The sequence below is a fragment of the Streptomyces sp. YS-3 genome (genome assembly GCF_045257485.1).
GTDB lineage: Bacteria > Actinomycetota > Actinomycetes > Streptomycetales > Streptomycetaceae > Streptomyces.
Window position 1 is genome coordinate 1 of record NZ_JBJHPC010000018.1, and the last position, 17,706, is coordinate 17,706.

General features: G+C 70.8%; 13 protein-coding genes. 3 read left to right on the forward strand and 10 right to left on the reverse strand.

The genetic code is table 11. From position 1 onward, the window contains the following. Positions 1-36 precede the first annotated feature (36 nt). The gene (locus tag ACJA3G_RS03340; protein ID WP_406551336.1) at positions 37-1,290 is read right to left on the reverse strand and encodes a LolA family protein; all 1,254 of its coding nucleotides are present in this window, start codon (positions 1,288-1,290) and stop codon (positions 37-39) included. Between the two features lie 621 nt (positions 1,291-1,911). Here ACJA3G_RS03340 and ACJA3G_RS03345 point away from each other — a divergent pair. Then, on the forward strand, positions 1,912-2,472 hold the full coding sequence (locus tag ACJA3G_RS03345; protein ID WP_406551337.1) for a hypothetical protein: 561 nt from the start codon (positions 1,912-1,914) through the stop codon (positions 2,470-2,472). Between the two features lie 60 nt (positions 2,473-2,532). Here ACJA3G_RS03345 and ACJA3G_RS03350 read toward each other — a convergent pair whose 3' ends face one another. Then, the gene (locus tag ACJA3G_RS03350; protein ID WP_406551338.1) at positions 2,533-3,543 is read right to left on the reverse strand and encodes a polyprenyl synthetase family protein; all 1,011 of its coding nucleotides are present in this window, start codon (positions 3,541-3,543) and stop codon (positions 2,533-2,535) included. Positions 3,544-3,774: 231 nt separating this feature from the next. Between ACJA3G_RS03350 and ACJA3G_RS03355 the strand changes: the two genes are divergently transcribed. Beyond that, positions 3,775-5,772 carry a CocE/NonD family hydrolase gene (locus ACJA3G_RS03355; RefSeq protein WP_406551356.1) on the forward strand — a complete coding sequence of 666 codons (1,998 nt, stop codon included), beginning with the start codon at positions 3,775-3,777 and terminating at the stop codon, positions 5,770-5,772. 84 nt (positions 5,773-5,856) lie between these two features. Next, positions 5,857-7,080: a fumarylacetoacetase gene (gene fahA / locus ACJA3G_RS03360; RefSeq protein ID WP_406551339.1), complete on the forward strand. Its 1,224-nt coding sequence runs from the start codon at positions 5,857-5,859 to the stop codon at positions 7,078-7,080. A 36-nt stretch (positions 7,081-7,116) separates the two neighbouring features. Here the strand turns inward: fahA and recQ are convergent, their stop codons facing one another. From recQ to nuoH, 8 genes are all read right to left on the reverse strand, one after another. Further along, complete coding sequence (gene recQ / locus ACJA3G_RS03365; RefSeq protein WP_406551340.1) at positions 7,117-9,027, reverse strand: DNA helicase RecQ; 1,911 nt, start codon at positions 9,025-9,027, stop codon at positions 7,117-7,119. A 264-nt stretch (positions 9,028-9,291) separates the two neighbouring features. Continuing rightward, positions 9,292-10,947: an NADH-quinone oxidoreductase subunit NuoN gene (nuoN, locus tag ACJA3G_RS03370; RefSeq protein ID WP_406551341.1), complete on the reverse strand. Its 1,656-nt coding sequence runs from the start codon at positions 10,945-10,947 to the stop codon at positions 9,292-9,294. Further along, positions 10,944-12,542, reverse strand: coding sequence for an NADH-quinone oxidoreductase subunit M (locus ACJA3G_RS03375; protein WP_406551342.1), 1,599 nt, complete (start codon positions 12,540-12,542; stop codon positions 10,944-10,946). Before ACJA3G_RS03375 ends, nuoN begins: the two co-directional genes overlap by 4 nt. A gap of 3 nt (positions 12,543-12,545) precedes the next feature. Continuing rightward, entirely contained in the window at positions 12,546-14,501 is a 1,956-nt protein-coding gene (gene nuoL, locus ACJA3G_RS03380) for an NADH-quinone oxidoreductase subunit L (protein ID WP_406551343.1), read from the reverse strand. Positions 14,502-14,516: 15 nt separating this feature from the next. Beyond that, positions 14,517-14,816 carry an NADH-quinone oxidoreductase subunit NuoK gene (gene nuoK, locus ACJA3G_RS03385; protein ID WP_067163047.1) on the reverse strand — a complete coding sequence of 100 codons (300 nt, stop codon included), beginning with the start codon at positions 14,814-14,816 and terminating at the stop codon, positions 14,517-14,519. Next, on the reverse strand, positions 14,813-15,625 hold the full coding sequence (locus ACJA3G_RS03390; RefSeq protein WP_406551357.1) for an NADH-quinone oxidoreductase subunit J: 813 nt from the start codon (positions 15,623-15,625) through the stop codon (positions 14,813-14,815). The genes nuoK and ACJA3G_RS03390 overlap by 4 nt, the downstream gene beginning before the upstream one ends. Then, the gene (nuoI, locus tag ACJA3G_RS03395) at positions 15,625-16,323 is read right to left on the reverse strand and encodes an NADH-quinone oxidoreductase subunit NuoI (RefSeq protein WP_406551344.1); all 699 of its coding nucleotides are present in this window, start codon (positions 16,321-16,323) and stop codon (positions 15,625-15,627) included. Before nuoI ends, ACJA3G_RS03390 begins: the two co-directional genes overlap by 1 nt. Further along, positions 16,298-17,656 carry an NADH-quinone oxidoreductase subunit NuoH gene (gene nuoH / locus ACJA3G_RS03400; RefSeq protein ID WP_406551345.1) on the reverse strand — a complete coding sequence of 453 codons (1,359 nt, stop codon included), beginning with the start codon at positions 17,654-17,656 and terminating at the stop codon, positions 16,298-16,300. Before nuoH ends, nuoI begins: the two co-directional genes overlap by 26 nt. Positions 17,657-17,706: the final 50 nt, after the last annotated feature.

Sequence of the window (17,706 nt, forward strand, 5' to 3'; positions counted from 1 at the left end):
CCGAATCCCCGTCCCCCCTCGCGCCCACCGCTGTGTCTACTTCGCGGCGTTGGCCGCGTTCACCAGCGCGTCCTTGGTGACCGCGCCCACGAACACCTTGCCGTCGTCCGTCACCAGTGCGTTGATCAGACGGGTCTTGAAGACCGTGCCCGAGCCGAACTTGCCCGTGACCTTGTCGCCCAGGGAGCTGAGGAACTTCTCGGCCTCCGGCGGGACACCGCCCCTGCCGCCCTTGCCGGAGTGCGCGGACGGGATGCCCTTACCTCCTGGAACGTCGAGGCGGGCGATGGAGTTCCAGCCCTTCCCGATGACGTCGAGCCCCTTGAACGCGCTGCCCTCGGCGCCCTTGAAGCCCTTCTCGCCCCGGCCCGCGTGGCCCTTGCCGTCGTCCTGGGTGACCTTCGCGCCCTTGGGCGGCGTGAAGTCGAACGTCGAGGCGGACGGCTTGCCGAAGTCGACCTTCGTGAAGCCCGCGTCGATCACCGCCTTGCCCCCGCCGGCCGGAGCGAGCGTGAACTTCAGCGGCACCCCGTTCTTGGCGTCCACCGCGATCCGGATCGCGCCGATGGTCGAGCCGGACTGCTTCGGCTTGATCACCAGCTGGTATGCGTCCCGGCCCGCCACATGGGAGGTGCCGTCCACGGTCACCGAGGTGGTCGGGTCGACGCTCTTCAGAGCCTGCTCGGCCAGCGCCTTGGGCGTGGTCGGCAGGGACTCGGGGGCCTGACCCGGACGGCCGTGGCCCTTGGCCGCGCCGTCCCCGTGGCCCTTCTCGCCGGCGGCCCGCTGGGAGTGGTAGACCTCGTTCGAGGCGCTGTCGTACGCCCACACGTCGTCCCCGCGGTGGATGACGCTGTACTCCGACGCCTTGTCGAGCACCGACAGCTTCTGCCGGTCCGGGCCGTCGGCCGCGACCCGCAGGGTGTGCGTGCCGGAGGCGAGCTCCATCAGCTTGCTGTCGGGCGAGGCGGAGGACCCGCCTCTGCCCGCGCCGCCCTTGGGGGCGAAGGAGTCGAGACCGCCCAGGGACGGCAGGCCCAGATCCGTGGTGATCTTCATCGTGCCGGAGAGCTGCTGGGCGTCCGACGCGGCGATCTTCTCGATGAGCTGCTGTGCGCTGATCTTCGGCAGATCCGGGTCACCTGAAGCCGCGAGCGCCGGGACCAGCCCGATGGTCGCAGCCGCCACCCCCGCCACCGCGACCGGGACCAGGTACCGGGCGGCCTTGCGGCGGCCCGCGACGAGGTCCCCGGCCTCCTCGGTGGTGTGTGCGCTGTCGTTCGGTGCCATGTGTGCCTTACCTCCGTGGTCGGCGGCGTCCGTCCGTAGTGCTGCGCTCTGTCCACCCCGCGCCGCCATTCTCACCCGAATTGGTCAGGAGTGGTGTTCTCAATCTGACCAAATCAGCCGCCCTCAGGCGTCACCCTCCGGGAGCAACCTCGCGTACCTCTCTGGGATGACACCCGGGTGCGACAGTCGGCCCGACCAGTAGGGGTTGTACGTCGCGTACCTGTCAGACACCTGTCAGGGGCGGCAACTCCGCCGAGGCCAGGAGGGGTTGCCGCCCGGCCCTCGTCAACCCTCCCCGGGCCGACCGGCACTGAGCGCTCTTCAGCCACGGTCCGGGCGCCCGTCCGCGCGCCGGCTCGTACGCCGGGCCGGGACCCCGCCACCCCGCCCCCACGGCGGCGCCGCCGCGCGCCGCCGCACCGGAGCCGGTTCACTGGTGTTTCGCCAGGTATGCGACCGTTCGCACAGCGCTACCGGACCCGTAATGATGTGACCTGGGTCACACTCTTGGCTGAGCGGGTGTTCGAGTTGCTTTGGGCCGGAATCCGTACACCTGAATAAGAGCACCGGTGAACCAGAGCAACAACCGGCACCGGCCGTGTACCACCAAAGGGGATCGCCATGCTCAGCGTCCACCGCATCGCCGTCGGCGCGGCAGCCGGGACAGCCGTCCTGGCGCTGGCCGCCACGGGATGTGGAAGCAACACCAGCAGCAGCAAGACCGAGAAGCCGTCCACGACGGCACCCGCGACCCCGAACCCGGCCGCCTCCACCCTCACCGCCGCCCAGGTCGACAAGGTCGGCACCGTCGTCACGGACGGCAACGGATACGTCCTCTACCGCTTCGACAAGGACACCGCGAAGCCGTCCCACTCCGCCTGTCTGGCCGCCTGCGCGGCGATCTGGCCCCCGGTCCCCGCCACCGGCACGCCGACCGTCAAGGGCATCGACAAGGCCCTGGTCGGCAAGGTCACCCGCCCCGACGGCACCACGCAGCTGACCCTCGGGGGCTGGCCGCTCTACCGGTACGCCAAGGACGACGCGCCCCGCGAGGCGTACGGGCAGGGCGCGGCCGGCACCTGGTTCGCGATCACCCCGGCCGGGGGCAAGGCCACCGCCGACACGGGCGGCGGCACGACCTCCGGCGGTGTCAGCACACCGCCGGGCGGCTCCGGGTACTGAGGCAGGCCGCCGGACCGGCGGATACGGGGACCAGCCCGCGCCGGACCGGCGGATACGGGACTAGCCCGCGCGGTGCACCACCGCGTCGCACAGCTCCTCCAGAGCCGCCTTCGCGTAGCACTCCGGCAGCGGGGCCAGCGTGGCGCGGGCCTCCTCCGCGTACCGCACGGTGTCCCTGCGGGCCTGTTCGAGCGCCGGGTGCACCCGCAGCCGGCGCAGCACCTCGGCGTGCCGGGCGTCGTCCGTCAGGTCGCCGTCGAGCAGCGCGACCAGCTCCAGGTCCTCCGGGCGGCCGTGCTGGGCGGCGTGCGCCCGCAGGTGCAGGACCGGCAGCGTGGGGATGCCCTCGCGCAGGTCGGTGCCGGGGGTCTTGCCGGACTCGTGCGAGTCACTGGCGATGTCCAGCACGTCGTCGGCCAGCTGGAACGCGGTGCCGAGCCGCTCGCCGTACTGCGTGAGGATGTCCACGACCGACTCGTCGGCGCCCGACATCATCGCGCCGAACCGGCCGGAGACGGCCACCAGCGAGCCGGTCTTGCCGGCGAGCACGTCGAGGTAGTGGTCCACCGGGTCGCGGCCGTCGCGCGGGCCCGCGGTCTCCAGGATCTGGCCGGTGACCAGCCGTTCGAACGCCTCGGCCTGGATGCGGACGGCCTCCGGGCCCAGGTCGGCCAGGATGTGCGAGGCGCGGGCGAACAGGAAGTCGCCGGTGAGGACCGCGACCGAGTTGTCCCAGCGGACGTTGGCGCTGGCCACGCCGCGCCGCACCTCGGCCTCGTCCATGACGTCGTCGTGGTAGAGCGTCGCCAGATGCGTGAGCTCCACGACCACGGCCGAGGGCACGACACCCGGCGCGTAGGGGTCGCCGAACTGCGCGGCGAGCATCACGAGCAGCGGCCGGAAGCGTTTGCCGCCCGCGCGCACGAGGTGCTGCGCGGCCTCCGTGATGAAGGGGACCTCGCTCTTGGTGGCGTCGAGCAGGCCCGCCTCGACTGCCGCCAATCCGGTCTGGACATCGGCCTCAAGAGCCTGGTCCCGCACGCTCAGCCCGAACGGCCCGACGACGGTCACGAGGGGTACTCCTGTCTGCTGACGATCACACGGATTGTCGATGTGTCGCTGCCTTCACTCAAGTCAGCGTATCCGGTCGTTGTTCGATCACCGTTGGCGCCTTCCCGTCACCCCCCGCGCACAGCCCGATGGACCCCGGTATGTTCGTGATCAGCCCATATCTTAAGAAAGATGCCGATTGTCCGGAACCACCGAAACCGTGACCGGCCCGGCACCGAGGGATGGCTGACCATGCGGATCCGCACCGACTTCCCGTACGAGACGACGCGCACGGACGTGCTCGTCCCGCTCCCGGACGGGACACGGCTGTACGCACGGATCTGGCGTCCGGTGACCGAGGAGCCGGTCCCGGCGCTGCTCGAATACGTGCCCCACCGCCTCACCGACGCGACCGCGCCGCGCGACCGCCAGCGCCACCCCTGGTACGCGGGGCACGGCTACGCCTCCGTACGCGTCGATGTGCGCGGGCACGGCAACAGCGAGGGGCTGCCGGGCGACCGCTGCGACGCGACCGAGCTCGCGGACGGGGTCGCGGTGGTCGAGTGGCTCGCCGCGCAGCCCTGGTGCGACGGCAACGTCGGCATGATCGGGATCTCCTGGGGCGGCTTCAACTCCCTCAAGATCGCGGCCCGCGCGCCCGGGCCGCTCAAGGCGGTCGTCACCGTCTGCGCGCCCGACGACCGCTATGACAACGACGGGCACTACCTGGGAGGTTCCGTCCTCGCCGGGGCGATGCACGCCCGGGCGGCGCGGACGCTGGCGCTGACGGCGCGCCCGCCGGACCCGGAGCACGTCGGCGAGCGGTGGGGGCGGATGTGGGCGGACCGCCTGGCGGCCCTGGAGCCGCCCCTGCACACCTGGCTGGCGCACCAGCGGCGCGACGAATACTGGCGGCACGGCAGCGTCCGGGAGGAGTACGGGGCGGTCCGGGCCGCCGTGCTCGCGGTGGGCGGCTGGCACGACCCGTACCGGGACACCGTGCTGCGCCTGGTGGAGCAGCTGCCCGCGGACCGGGTGCGCGGGCTGATCGGGCCGTGGTCGCACCAGTACCCGGACCGGGGGCTTCCGCCGGGACCCGCCATCGGCTTCCTCCAGGAGACCCTGCGCTGGTGGGACCAGTGGCTCCGGGGCCGGGACAGCGGGATCATGGACGAGCCGCTGCTGCGCTCCTGGATCAGCGACTCGCACCGGCCCGCCACGGTGTACGGGGAGCTGCCCGGCCGCTGGGTCGGCGACCCGGCCTGGCCCTCCCCGCACGTCACCCCCGTCGTGTACACACTCGGGGGCGCCCCGGTCCGGGTCGACTCCCCGCAGCACACCGGTCTGGACGCGGGCCGCTTCCTCCCGTCCGGCGGTGCCGGCGATCTGCCGCCGGACCAGCGGGCGGAGGACGCGCACTCGGCGGCGTTCGATTTCGCGGTGCCCCTGGACGGGCCGCCGCTGGAGATCCTGGGGCGTCCGCGGGTGACGCTGCGGCTGCGGGTGGACGTGCCGTTCGGGCAGGTCGTCGCGCGGCTCTGCGATGTGGCGCCGGACGGCTCGTCCACGCTGGTCACCCGGGGCGCGCTCAATCTGTCCGCCCGCGAGGGCCCGGACCGCGCGGACGCCTGGCCGCTGGGCGCCACCCAGGACGTGACGTTTCCCCTCGCCGGCATCGGCCACGGCTTCCCGCCCGGCCACCGCCTCCGTCTGGCGGTCTCCTCCGCGTACTGGCCGTGGCTCTGGCCGCAGGCGGACTCGGTGGGCTTCACGCTCGACCCGCGGGACAGCGCCCTGAGCCTGCCGGTCCGCGAGCGCACGACCGACAAGATCGTCTTCGAGGAGCCCGAGCAGGCGGCGCCGCTCGGCGTGGTCTGCCCCGAGCCGCTGGACGAGCCCCGCCCCGAGCGCCTGGTCGTGCGCGATGTCGCCAAGGGCGAGTGGCGCCTCGAAGTGGTCCCCCGCTCCGGCGGTACGAAGGTCCACCCCGACGGTCTGGAGGTCACGGAGGAGGTCGTGGAGACTTACACGATCGAGGAGGCGGACCCGCAGTCCGCGCGCGCCCGCTCCGACTGGACGCTCCGGCTGCACCGTCCGGAGCTCGCCTGGAACGTGACCATCACCACCCGGTCCGAGGTCGCCTGCGACGCGGCGGACTTCCTCACCTCGGACGAGGTGGTGTGCCGCGACGGCGACGAGGTCGTCTTCCACCGGACCTGGGAGAAGCGCATCCCCCGGACGGCGGGCTGAGGCGGCCCGGTCAGGGGCCCTGCCCGGGCAACCGCCGCCGACGTAACGTGTCCTCCACACCCGTGGAAAGCGAGGCAGGCACAGATGTCCGAGCAGAGCCCGCTCGATCTGGCCGAGGGCGATCCCTTCGGCCCGCACAACCTTCCGTACGGCGTCTTCTCCACGCCCGACGCGCCCGGCCACCGCCGTGTCGGCGTCCGCGTCGGCGACCACGTCCTGGACGCGGGGGCAGCCGCGCACGCGCTCGGCTCCCCGTACGCGGCACTGCTCGCGAAGCCCACGCTGAACCCGCTGCTCGCGGCCGGGCGCACGGCCTGGCGCGATGTGCGGCGCGCGCTCACCGCGTGGGTGACGGTGCCCGCGCACCGGCCCGACATCGAGCCCCTGCTGCACCCGCTGGACACGGTCACCCTGCATCTGCCGTACGAGGTCGCGGACTACGTCGACTTCTACGCGAGCGAGCACCACGCCACCAACGTGGGCCGGATCTTCCGCCCGGACGGGGACGCGCTCACCCCCAACTGGAAGCATCTGCCCATCGGTTACCACGGCCGGTCCGGCACGATCGTGGTGTCGGGGACGGACGTGGCGCGCCCGCACGGGCAGCGCAAGGCGCCCTCGGACCCGGCGCCGGTGTTCGGCCCCTCGGTGAAGCTGGACATCGAGGCCGAGGTGGGCTTCGTGGTCGGCACCCCCTCCGAGCTGGGCAGGCCGGTGGAGCTGGCCTCCTTCGAGGACCACGTCTTCGGCCTGTTCCTGCTGAACGACTGGTCGGCGCGGGACATCCAGGCGTGGGAGTACGTGCCGCTGGGCCCCTTCCTCGGCAAGTCCTTCGCCACCTCCGTCTCGGCGTGGGTGACGCCGCTGGAGGCGCTGACGGGCGCCCGAGTGGCCCCGCCCGCGCGGGACTTCCCGCTGCTGCCCTACCTCGACGACGCGCGGTCGGAGGTGCCAGGCGGCTTCGACATCCACATCTCGGTCGCGCTCAACGGACAGGTGGTGGCCGAGCCGCCGTTCGCCGGCATGTACTGGACCGCCGCCCAGCAGCTCGCCCATATGACGGTGAACGGCGCCTCGCTGCGCACCGGCGACGTGTACGGCTCGGGGACCGTGAGCGGCCCCGAGCGCGGCCAGCGCGGCTCCTTCCTGGAGCTCACCTGGAACGGTACGGAGCCGATGGACCTGCCCACCGGCAAGCGCACGTTCCTGGAGGACGGCGATGTCGTCACCATGACCGCGTGGGCCCCGGGCCCGGACGGCGTCCGGGTCGGCCTCGGCGAGGTCACGGGCCGGATCGTGGAGTCCTAGCGGGACAGGCGGAGGGGCGCTCGGCGCGCCCTCCGCCTACTCCTGCTCCCCCAGCACCGCCAGCACGCCCTCGCCGTACGTCAGCAGCTTCTTCTCGCCCACTCCCGCGATCGTGCCCAGCTCCTCCACCGATCCGGGGCGGGCCACGGCGATCTCCCGCAGGGTGGCGTCGTGGAAGATCACATACGCGGGGACGCCCTGCTCCCGGGCCTGCGCGGCCCGCCAGGCGCGCAGGGCCTCGAAGAGCGGGGCCGCCTCCTGCGGGAAGTCGGCCGGGGCGGCCTTGGCCTTGCCCGCACCCCGTGTCCGGGACGCGCGCTCCGGCTTGACCGGCTCGGAGCGCAGCCTGACCTCCCGCTGACGCCCCAGGACCTCGGCGCTCGTCCCGGTCAGGACCAGCGTCCCGTACTCCCCCTCCACCGCCAGCAGGCCCTGGGCGAGCAACTGCCGCACCACGCCCCGCCACTGCGCCTCGGAGAGGTCCTCGCCGATGCCGAACACCGACAGCGCGTCGTGGTCGAACTGGATGACCTTCGCGGTCTTGCGGCCGAGCAGGATGTCGATGATCTGGCCGGCCCCGAACTTCTGGCGCCGCTCCCGCTCCAGCCGCACCACCGTCGACAGCACCTTCTGCGCCGCCACCGTGCCGTCCCAGGTCTCGGGCGGGTTCAGACAGGTGTCGCAGTTGCCGCAGTGGGCGGCCGGGGCGTCCTGGCCGAAGTACTGCAGGAGCTGGGCGCGGCGGCACTCGGCGGTCTCGCAGAGCGCCAGCATCGAGTCCAGGTGGGCGCCCGCCCGGCGGCGGAACGCCTCGTCGCCCTCACCGCCCTGGATGAGCTTGCGCTGCTGGACCACGTCCTGCAGCCCGTACGCCATCCAGGCGGTGGACGGCAGGCCGTCGCGGCCCGCGCGACCGGTCTCCTGGTAGTACCCCTCGACCGACTTGGGCAGGTCCAGATGGGCCACGAACCTGACGTCCGGCTTGTCGATGCCCATGCCGAACGCGATGGTCGCCACCACGACGAGGCCGTCCTCGCGCAGGAAGCGGGACTGGTGCAGCGCGCGCGTGGCCGCGTCCAGGCCCGCGTGGTACGGCACGGCCGCCACGCCGTTGTCGTTCAGATACTGCGCGGTCTTCTCCACCGACGCGCGCGAGAGGCAGTAGACGATGCCCGCGTCCCCGTCGTGCTCCTCCTTCAGGAAGGACAGGAGCTGCTTCTTGGGGTCGTTCTTCGGCACGATCCGGTACTGGATGTTGGGCCGGTCGAAGCTCGCCTCGAAGTGGCGGGCGTGCGGCATCACGAGCCGGTCGGTGATCTCGCGGTGGGTGACCCGCGTCGCCGTCGCCGTCAGGGCGATGCGCGGCACGTCCGGCCAGCGCTCTCCCAGCATCGACAGCGCCAGGTAGTCCGGCCGGAAGTCGTGGCCCCACTGCGCCACGCAGTGCGCCTCGTCGATCGCGAAGACGGAGATCTTGGCCCGGGAGAGCAGATCGAGGGTGGCCTCCACGCGCAGCCGCTCGGGGGCCAGATAGAGCAGGTCGAGCTCGCCCGCGAGGAGCTCCGCCTCCACCGTGCGGCGCTCGTCGAAGTCCTGGGTGGAGTTGATGAACCCGGCCCGCACGCCGAGCGCCCGCAGCGCGTCCACCTGGTCCTGCATCAGGGCGATGAGGGGCGAGACCACGACTCCCGTACCGGGTCTGACCAGGGCGGGGATCTGGTAGCAGAGCGACTTGCCGGCACCCGTGGGCATGAGGACCACGGCGTCGCCGCCGCCGACCACGTGCTCGATGACCGCGCCCTGGTCGCCGCGGAAGCTCTCGTAGCCGAAGACCCGGTTCAGCGTCCGCAGCGCCTCGCTCTCGACCGCCGACCCGGCCGTCGTCCCGGCCGCGGCCCCGGCCACCGGCTGGTCCACCACCTCGACCGCCCCTTCCGTCCCGTTCATCCCGCCGTCCCCCACCGTCGTTCTCCTGTCTCCGCCACCCCTGCCACGATAGGGCGCCGGGCGGACACCCCCTGCCGCGATCCAGCCAGATCTCGCCATAACCGCAGGTCAAGTGGGGCGAAAAGTTATCCACAGGCCCCGATGGGGGTAGCGCGGAGCCCCGGCACGCCGTGGCGTACCGGGGCTCCTGAACCTGCCGGGGGAACGGGGAGCCGCGCGGGCGGCCACCACGGTCGGCTGCCGTATCCCGGGCCCCACCGAGCGCTACCGCACGAACACCCCCGCCTGACCCGCCAGGTCCAGGAAGTACTGCGGCGCCACACCCAGCACCAGCGTCACCGCGACACCGACACCGATCGCCGTCATCGTCAGCGGCGAGGGCACGGCCACGGTCGGCCCGTCCGCCTTCGGCTCGCTGAAGAACATCAGCACGATCACCCGGATGTAGAAGAACGCGGCGATCGCCGAGGAGATCACACCGACCACGACCAGCGAGCCCGCGCCGCCCTCCGCCGCCGCCTTGAACACCGCGAACTTCCCCGTGAAGCCGGAGGTCAGCGGGATACCGGCGAAGGCGAGCAGGAAGACCGCGAAGACCGCCGCCACCAGCGGCGAACGGCGGCCGAGCCCGGCCCACTTGGACAGGTGTGTCGCCTCGCCGCCCGCGTCGCGCACCAGCGTGACGACCGCGAACGCCCCGATCGTCACGAACGAGTACGCGCCGAGGTAGAACAGCACCGACGAGATCCCGTCCGCGTTGGTCGCGATCACACCGGAGAGGATGAAGCCCGCGTGCGCGATCGACGAGTACGCGAGGAGCCGCTTGATGTCGGTCTGGGTGATCGCCACGATCGCGCCGCCGACCATGGTGACGATGGCGACGCCCCACATCACCGGCCGCCAGTCCCAGCGCATGCCGGGCAGCACCACGTACAGCAGCCGCAGCAGCGCGCCGAAGGCGGCGACCTTGGTGGCGGCGGCCATGAAGCCGGTGACCGGGGTGGGCGCGCCCTGGTAGACGTCCGGCGTCCACATGTGGAACGGCACCGCGCCGACCTTGAACAGCAGCCCCATCAGGAGCATCGCGCCGCCGATCAGCAGCAGCGCGTCGTTGCCCATGGTGCCCGCGAGCGCCGGGTCCACGGTCTGGACCGTGCCGTCGACGACGTCCGCGATCGTCGCGTACTGGACGGAGCCCGCGTATCCGTAAAGAAGCGCGATGCCGAACAGCAGGAACGCCGATGAGAAGGCGCCGAGCAGGAAGTACTTCACCGCCGCTTCCTGCGACATGAGCCGCTTGCGGCGGGCCAGGGCGCAGAGCAGATAGAGCGGCAGGGAGAAGACCTCCAGGGCCACGAAGAGCGTCAGCAGGTCGTTGGCCGCCGGGAACACCAGCATCCCGGAGATCGCGAAGAGCGCCAGCGGGAAGACCTCGGTGGTCGTGAAACCGGCCTTGACCGCGGCCTTCTCGCTGTCGCTGCCGGGCACGGACGCGGCCTGCGCGGCGAAGGAGTCGACCCGGTTGCCGTGGGCGTCCGGGTCCAGGCGGCGCTCGGCGAAGGTGAAGACGGCGACGATCGAGGCCAGGAGAATGGTCCCCTGGAGGAAGAGCGCCGGGCCGTCGACGGCCACCGCGCCCATCGCCGCGATGTGCGCCTTCGTCGTGCCGTACCCGTCCGCGGCGAGTCCGACGACCGCGGCGAAGGCGGCGGCGAGCGCGACGACCGACAGGAACACCTGGACGTAGTACCGGCTTCTGCGCGGGACGAACGCCTCGACGAGGACGCCCACCACCGCCGCGCCGAGCACGATCAGCGTGGGTGCCAGCTGGGCGTACTCGATGTGCGGCGCCGGGATCTTGTCGACCTTCCCGTCGGCCGCCGTCGTCCACAGGCTGTGGACAGCTGCTGCTGTGCTCACTGGGCCGCCTCCACCACGGGCTCGGGGTCCTTCTTGTGTACGTCGGACATGGTGTGCTCGACCGCCGGGTTGACGATGTCGGTCAGCGGCTTGGGGTAGACCCCCAGGAAGACCAGGAGCGCGATCAGCGGCGCGACCACCAGGAGCTCGCGGACCTTCAAGTCGGGCATGCCCCGCACCTCGGCCTTGACCGGGCCGGTCATCGTCCGCTGGTAGAGCACCAGCACGTACAGCGCGGCCAGCACGATGCCCAGCGTGGCGATCACGCCGATCGCCGGATAGCGGCTGAACGTGCCCACCAGGACCAGGAACTCGCTCACGAAGGGCGCGAGGCCCGGCAGCGAGAGTGTCGCCAGACCGCCCACCAGGAACGTGCCCGCCAGCAGCGGGGCCACCTTCTGCACCCCGCCGTAGTCCGCGATCAGTCGCGAGCCGCGGCGCGAGATCAGGAAGCCGGCCACCAGCATCAGCGCGGCCGTGGAGATCCCGTGGTTGACCATGTAGAGGGTGGCGCCGGACTGGCCCTGGGTGGTCATCGCGAAGATGCCCATCACGATGAAGCCGAAGTGCGAGATCGAGGCGTACGCCACCAGGCGCTTGATGTCGCGCTGGCCGACCGCCAGCAGCGCCCCGTAGATGATGCTGATCACGGCGAGGACCAGGATCACCGGCGTGGCCCACTTGGAGGCCTCGGGGAAGAGCTGGAGGCAGAAGCGGAGCATCGCGAAGGTGCCGACCTTGTCGACCACCGCCGTGATCAGCACCGCGACCGGGGCCGTGGCCTCGCCCATCGCGTTCGGCAGCCAGGTGTGCAGCGGCCACAGCGGGGCCTTCACCGCGAAGGCGAAGAAGAAGCCGAGGAACAGCAGCCGTTCGGTGTTGGTCGCCATGTCCAGCGAGCCGTTCGCGCGCGCCGCCGCGATCTCGTCGAGCGAGAAGGTCCCGGCGACGTCGTAGAGGCCGATCACCGCGGCCAGCATGATCAGACCGCCGACCAGGTTGTAGAGCAGGAACTTGACCGCCGCGTACGACCGCTGGGTGGCCGCCGCCTCGTCCCCCCGCGCCGCGTCGGCGGCAGATCGGTACGAGCCGTGCGCCCGGTCGCCGAAGCCGCCGATGAGGAAGTACATCGGGATCAGCATGGCTTCGAAGAGGATGTAGAAGAGGAAGACGTCGGTGGCCTCGAAGGAGAGGATCACCATCGCCTCGACGGCGAGGATCAGGGCGAAGAAGCCCTGGGTGGGCCGCCAACGGCTGTTGTGCGTCTGCAGGGGGTCGGCGTCGTGCCAGCCCGCCGCGATGATGAACGGGATCAGCAGGACCGTGAGCGCGATCAGCGCCACTCCGATGCCGTCCACGCCCAGTTCGTAGCGGACGCCGAAGTCCTTGATCCAGGCGTGCGACTCGGTCAGTTGGTACCGGTCGCCGCCCGGCTCGAACCGGACGAGCTGGACGGCGCCGAGGACCAGCGTGCCGACCGAGACCAGCAGCGCCAGCCACTTGGCGGCCGTCCGCCGTTCGGCCGGGACGGCGGCGGTGGCGATCGCGCCGACCGCCGGGAGCGCCGCCGTCGCGGTAAGGAGGGGGAACGACATGCCTTACACCGCCCTCATCAGCAGGGTCGCGGCGATGAGCACCGCCGCACCTCCGAACATCGAGACCGCGTAGCTGCGGGCGAAGCCGTTCTGCAGCTTGCGCAGTCGGCCCGAAAGGCCGCCGAACCCGGCCGCGGTGCCGTTGACCACTCCGTCGACCAGGGTGTGGTCGACGTACACCAGCGAGCGGGTGAGGTGCTCGCCGCCGCGGACCAGGACCACGTGGTTGAAGTCGTCCTGGAGGAGATCGCGGCGGGCGGCCCGGGTGAGCAGCGAGCCGCGCGGGGCGGTGACCGGGACCGGCTTGCGTCCGTACTGGAGGTACGCGAGACCGACGCCGATCAGCAGCACCGTGACGGTGGCCGCGGTGACCACGCCCTCGCTCACCGGCGAGTCGCCGTGCGAGAGGCTCGTGACCGGCTCCAGCCACTTCACGAACGACTCGTTGATGCTGAAGAGCCCGCCCGCGAGGACCGAGCCGAAGGCCAGCACGATCATCGGGATCGTCATGGTGCCGGGCGACTCGTGCGGGTGCGGCTCGGCGTGCTCACCGCGGTGCTCGGCGGCCGGCTCCACACTGGGCTCGGCCGGCGAGGGGGTCGGGGCGTTACGCCAGCGCTCCTCGCCGAAGAACGTCATCAGCATCACGCGCGTCATGTAGTACGCGGTGATGGCCGCGCCCAGCAGGGTGACCGCGCCGAGGATCCAGCCCTCGGTGCCGCCCTTGGCGAAGGCGGCCTCGATGATCTTGTCCTTGGACCAGAAGCCGGACAGGCCGGGGAAGCCGATGATGGCGAGGTAGCCGAGGCCGAAGGTGATGAAGGTGACCGGCATGTACTTACGGAGGCCGCCGTACCTGCGCATGTCGACCTCGTCGTTCATGCCGTGCATCACGGAACCCGCGCCGAGGAAGAGCCCGGCCTTGAAGAAGCCGTGGGTCACCAGGTGCATGATCGCGAAGGGGTAGCCGATGGGGCCGAGGCCGGTGGCGAGGACCATGTAGCCGATCTGCGACATCGTCGAGCCCGCCAGGGCCTTCTTGATGTCGTCCTTGGCGCAACCGACGATCGCACCGAACAGGAGCGTGACCGCGCCGACGACCACCACGACCGTCTGCACGTCCGGCACCGCGTTGAAGATCACGCCGGAGCGGGTGATCAGATAGACGCCGGCGGTCACCATCGTCGCCGCGTGGATCAGGGCCGAGACCGGGGTCGGGCCCTCCATCGCGTCCCCGAGCCAGGACTGCAGGGGCACCTGGGCGGACTTGCCGCAGGCGGCGAGCAGCAGCATCAGGCCGATGGCGGTGTTGCGGCCGTCACCGGTCTCGCCGACCTCGTTGAAGACGGTCGAGAAGGCGAACGAGCCCCAGGTGGTGAACATGATCATGATGGCGATGGACAGGCCCATGTCGCCGACCCGGTTGACCAGGAAGGCCTTCTTGGCCGCCGTCGCCGCGCTCGGCTTGTGCTGCCAGAAGCCGATGAGCAGGTAGGACGCCAGGCCCACGCCCTCCCAGCCCACGTACAGCAGCAGGTAGTTGTCGGCGAGGACCAGCAGGAGCATCGCCGCCAGGAACAGGTTGAGGTAGCCGAAGAACCGGCGGCGGTTCTCGTCGTGCTCCATGTAGCCGATCGAGTAGATGTGGATCAGGGTGCCCACACCGGTGATCAGCAGGACGAAGGTCATCGACAGCTGGTCGAGCTGGAAGCCGACGTCGGCCTGGAAGCCCTCCACCGGGACCCAGCTGAACAGGTGCTTGTGGACCGCCCGGTCGTCGGTCGAGCGGCCCAGCATGTCGGCGAAGAGCGCCACGCCGAGGCCGAAGGAGACGGCCGCGAGCAGGGTGCCCAGCCAGTGTCCGACGGCGTCGAGCCGCCGTCCGCCGCACAGCAGGACGGCCGCTCCGAGCAGAGGCGCCGCGATGAGCAGCGCAATCAGGTTCTCTGTGTTTCCCACGGTTCTAGCGACCCCTCAGAGCTTCATCAGGCTGGCGTCGTCGACCGATGCCGAGTGGCGGGAACGGAAGAGCGACACGATGATGGCGAGCCCGACCACGACCTCCGCGGCGGCGACGACCATCGTGAAGAACGCGATGATCTGGCCGTCGAGGTTGCCGTGCATCCGGGAGAAGACCACGAACGCGAGGTTGCAGGCGTTGAGCATCAGCTCGACGCACATGAAGACCACGATCGCGTTCCGCCTGATGAGCACGCCGGCCGCGCCGATGGTGAACAACAGGGCTGACAGATAGAGATAGTTGACGGGGTTCACTTCGCGGCCTCCTCTTCCCTGCCGAGCCGTTCGGCGGAGCGCTGCTCCAGCGCCTTCAGGTCCGACAGCGCCTCGCTGGAGACGTCACGGATCTGGCCCCGGCCGCGCAGCGTCTGGTTGACGGTGAGCTCGGACGGTGTGCCGTCGGGGAGCAGGCCCGCGATGTCCACCGCGTTGTGCCGGGCGTAGACACCCGGGGCCGGCAGGGGCGGCAGGTGCTTGCCGTCGCGCACGCGCTGCTCGGAGAGCTCGCGCTGGGTCATGGCGCGCTCGGTGCGCTCGCGGTGGGTGAGCACCATGGCGCCGATCGCCGAGGTGATCAGCAGGGCGCCGGTGATCTCGAAGGCGAACACGTACTTGGTGAAGATGAGGGCGGCCAGGCCCTCCACATTGCCTCCGGCGTTGGCCTCCTTGAGCCCGTCGAAATGCTTCAGGGAGGCGTTGGCGATGCCCGCGACGAGGAGCACCCCGAAGCCGATCCCGCAGACCGCGGCCCAGACGCGCTGGCCCTTGATGGTCTCCTGGAGCGAGTCGGCCGCGGTGACGCCGACCAGCATCACCACGAAGAGGAAGAGCATCATGATCGCGCCGGTGTAGACGACGACCTGGACGATGCCCAGGAAGTACGCCCCGTTGGCTAGGTAGAAGACCGCCAGGATGATCATCGTCCCGGCCAGGCACAGCGCGCTGTGCACGGCCTTCTTCATCAGTACGGTGCACAGCGCGCCGATGACGGCGACGGTGGCGAGCACCCAGAACTGGAACGCCTCCCCGGTGGAGGTCGTCGTGGCGGAGACGGCGAGCTGCATCACGCGTCCACCTCCTCTGACTGCTCTCCGTTGGCGGGCTGCTCCCCGTCGGCGGGCTGCTCGGCGGCCGGGGGCCGCTCGCCCCGGGAGACGGCGACCTGGCGGACCGTGCCGGGGGCGGCCTCGGTGACCAGGCCCCGGTAGTAGTCGCCCTCGGTCATACCGGGGTGGATCGCGTGCGGCGAGTCGACCATGCCCTCGTCGAGCCCGGCGAGCAGCTGCTCCTTGGTGTAGATCAGGTTCGCGCGGCTGCTGTCGGCCAGTTCGAACTCGTTGGTCATCGTCAGCGCGCGCGTGGGGCACGCCTCGATGCACAGGCCGCACAGGATGCAGCGGGCGTAGTTGATCTGGTAGACGATTCCGTACCGCTCGCCCGGCGAGTAGCGCTCCTCGTCCGTGTTGTCGGCGCCCTCCACATAGATCGCGTCGGCCGGGCAGGCCCAGGCGCACAGCTCGCAGCCGACGCACTTCTCCAGGCCGTCCGGATGCCGGTTGAGCTGGTGGCGCCCGTGGAAGCGGGGGGCCGTGGTCTTCTGCTGCTCCGGATACTGCTCGGTCAGCCGCTTCTTGAACATGGCCTTGAAGGTCACGCCGAAGCCGGCCACCGGGTTCAGGAACTTGCCCTCGGACGAAGCCCCGGGCTCCCCCGAAGTCTCCGCCGGTTCCGATGACTTAGACACCCTCGTCCTCCCTTCCATCACGGTCACTCTCAGTATCCGACCCACCACTGACAACCAACTCCCGCTGGTGCCTCGGGCGTCGGCGCGGCACCGGCGGAAGGGTCTGTCCGGGCAGCGGTGGCACCGGGAACCCGCCCGCCATCGGGTCGAACGCGGGTGGCTCGGCCTCGGCCGCCGACTCGTCCCGGCGGCCCCGGAAGACGTCCGCGACCAGGGAGATCAGCAGGACCGCGACGACCGCGCCGCCGACGTAGAGCACGATCTTGGAGAAGTCGTGGCCGTCGTTGCGCAGCGCCCGCACGGTCGCCACCAGCATCAGCCAGACGACCGAGACCGGGATGAGGATTTTCCAGCCGAGCTTCATCAGCTGGTCGTAGCGGACGCGGGGCAGCGTGCCGCGCAGCCAGATGAAGAAGAACAGCAGCAGCTGGACCTTGATGACGAACCAGAGCATCGGCCACCAGCCGTGGTTGGCGCCCTCCCAGAAGGTGGACACGGGCCACGGGGCCCGCCAGCCGCCCAGGAAGAGGGTGGTCGACACCGCCGAGACGGTGACCATGTTGACGTACTCGGCCAGCATGAAGAGCGCGAACTTGATCGACGAGTACTCGGTGTTGAAGCCGCCGACGAGGTCGCCCTCGGACTCGGGCATGTCGAAGGGGGCGCGGTTGGTCTCGCCCACCATGGTGACGACGTAGATGATGAAGGAGACCGGCAGCAGCACGATGTACCAGCGGTCGTGCTGCTGGGCGACGATCTCCGAGGTCGACATCGACCCGGAGTAGAGGAAGACCGAGGCGAACGCCGCGCCCATCGCGATCTCGTACGAGATCATCTGCGCGCACGAGCGGAGCCCGCCGAGCAGCGGGTACGTCGACCCGGAGGACCAGCCCGCCAGCACGATGCCGTAGATGCCGACCGAGGCGCACGCGAGGATGTAGAGCATCGCGATCGGCAGGTCGGTGAGCTGCATCGTGGTGCGGTGGCCGAAGATCGAGACCTCGTTGCCGGACGGCCCGAAGGGGATCACGGCGATCGCCATGAAGGCGGGGATCGCGGCGACGATCGGGGCCAGGACGTAGACCACCTTGTCGGCCCGCTTGACGACCACGTCCTCCTTCAGCATCAGTTTGATGCCGTCGGCGAGGGACTGGAGCATCCCCCAGGGGCCGTGCCGGTTGGGGCCGATGCGCAGCTGCATCCAGGCGACGACCTTGCGCTCCCAGACGATCGAGAACAGCACGGTCACCATCAGGAACGCGAAGCAGAACACGGCCTTGAGGGCGATGAGCCACCAGGGGTCGCGGCCGAACAGGGAGAGGTCCTCGGCCGCGAGGAAGGTCGGGGTCACGCGCGCACCTCCGGTACGTGGACGGCGGCGCCCGGTGCCGCGGGGCGGGA

Excerpts from the sequence above, each read along its gene's own strand:
- ACJA3G_RS03340 (WP_406551336.1), bottom strand. The coding sequence starts at position 1,290 with ATGGCACCGAACGACAGCGCACACACCACCGAGGAGGCCGGGGACCTC.
- ACJA3G_RS03345 (WP_406551337.1), top strand. The coding sequence starts at position 1,912 with ATGCTCAGCGTCCACCGCATCGCCGTCGGCGCGGCAGCCGGGACAGCC.
- ACJA3G_RS03355 (WP_406551356.1), top strand. The coding sequence starts at position 3,775 with ATGCGGATCCGCACCGACTTCCCGTACGAGACGACGCGCACGGACGTG.
- fahA (WP_406551339.1), top strand. The coding sequence starts at position 5,857 with ATGTCCGAGCAGAGCCCGCTCGATCTGGCCGAGGGCGATCCCTTCGGC.
- recQ (WP_406551340.1), bottom strand. The coding sequence starts at position 9,027 with ATGAACGGGACGGAAGGGGCGGTCGAGGTGGTGGACCAGCCGGTGGCC.
- ACJA3G_RS03375 (WP_406551342.1), bottom strand. The coding sequence starts at position 12,542 with ATGTCGTTCCCCCTCCTTACCGCGACGGCGGCGCTCCCGGCGGTCGGC.
- ACJA3G_RS03390 (WP_406551357.1), bottom strand. The coding sequence starts at position 15,625 with ATGCAGCTCGCCGTCTCCGCCACGACGACCTCCACCGGGGAGGCGTTC.
- nuoI (WP_406551344.1), bottom strand. The coding sequence starts at position 16,323 with ATGGAAGGGAGGACGAGGGTGTCTAAGTCATCGGAACCGGCGGAGACT.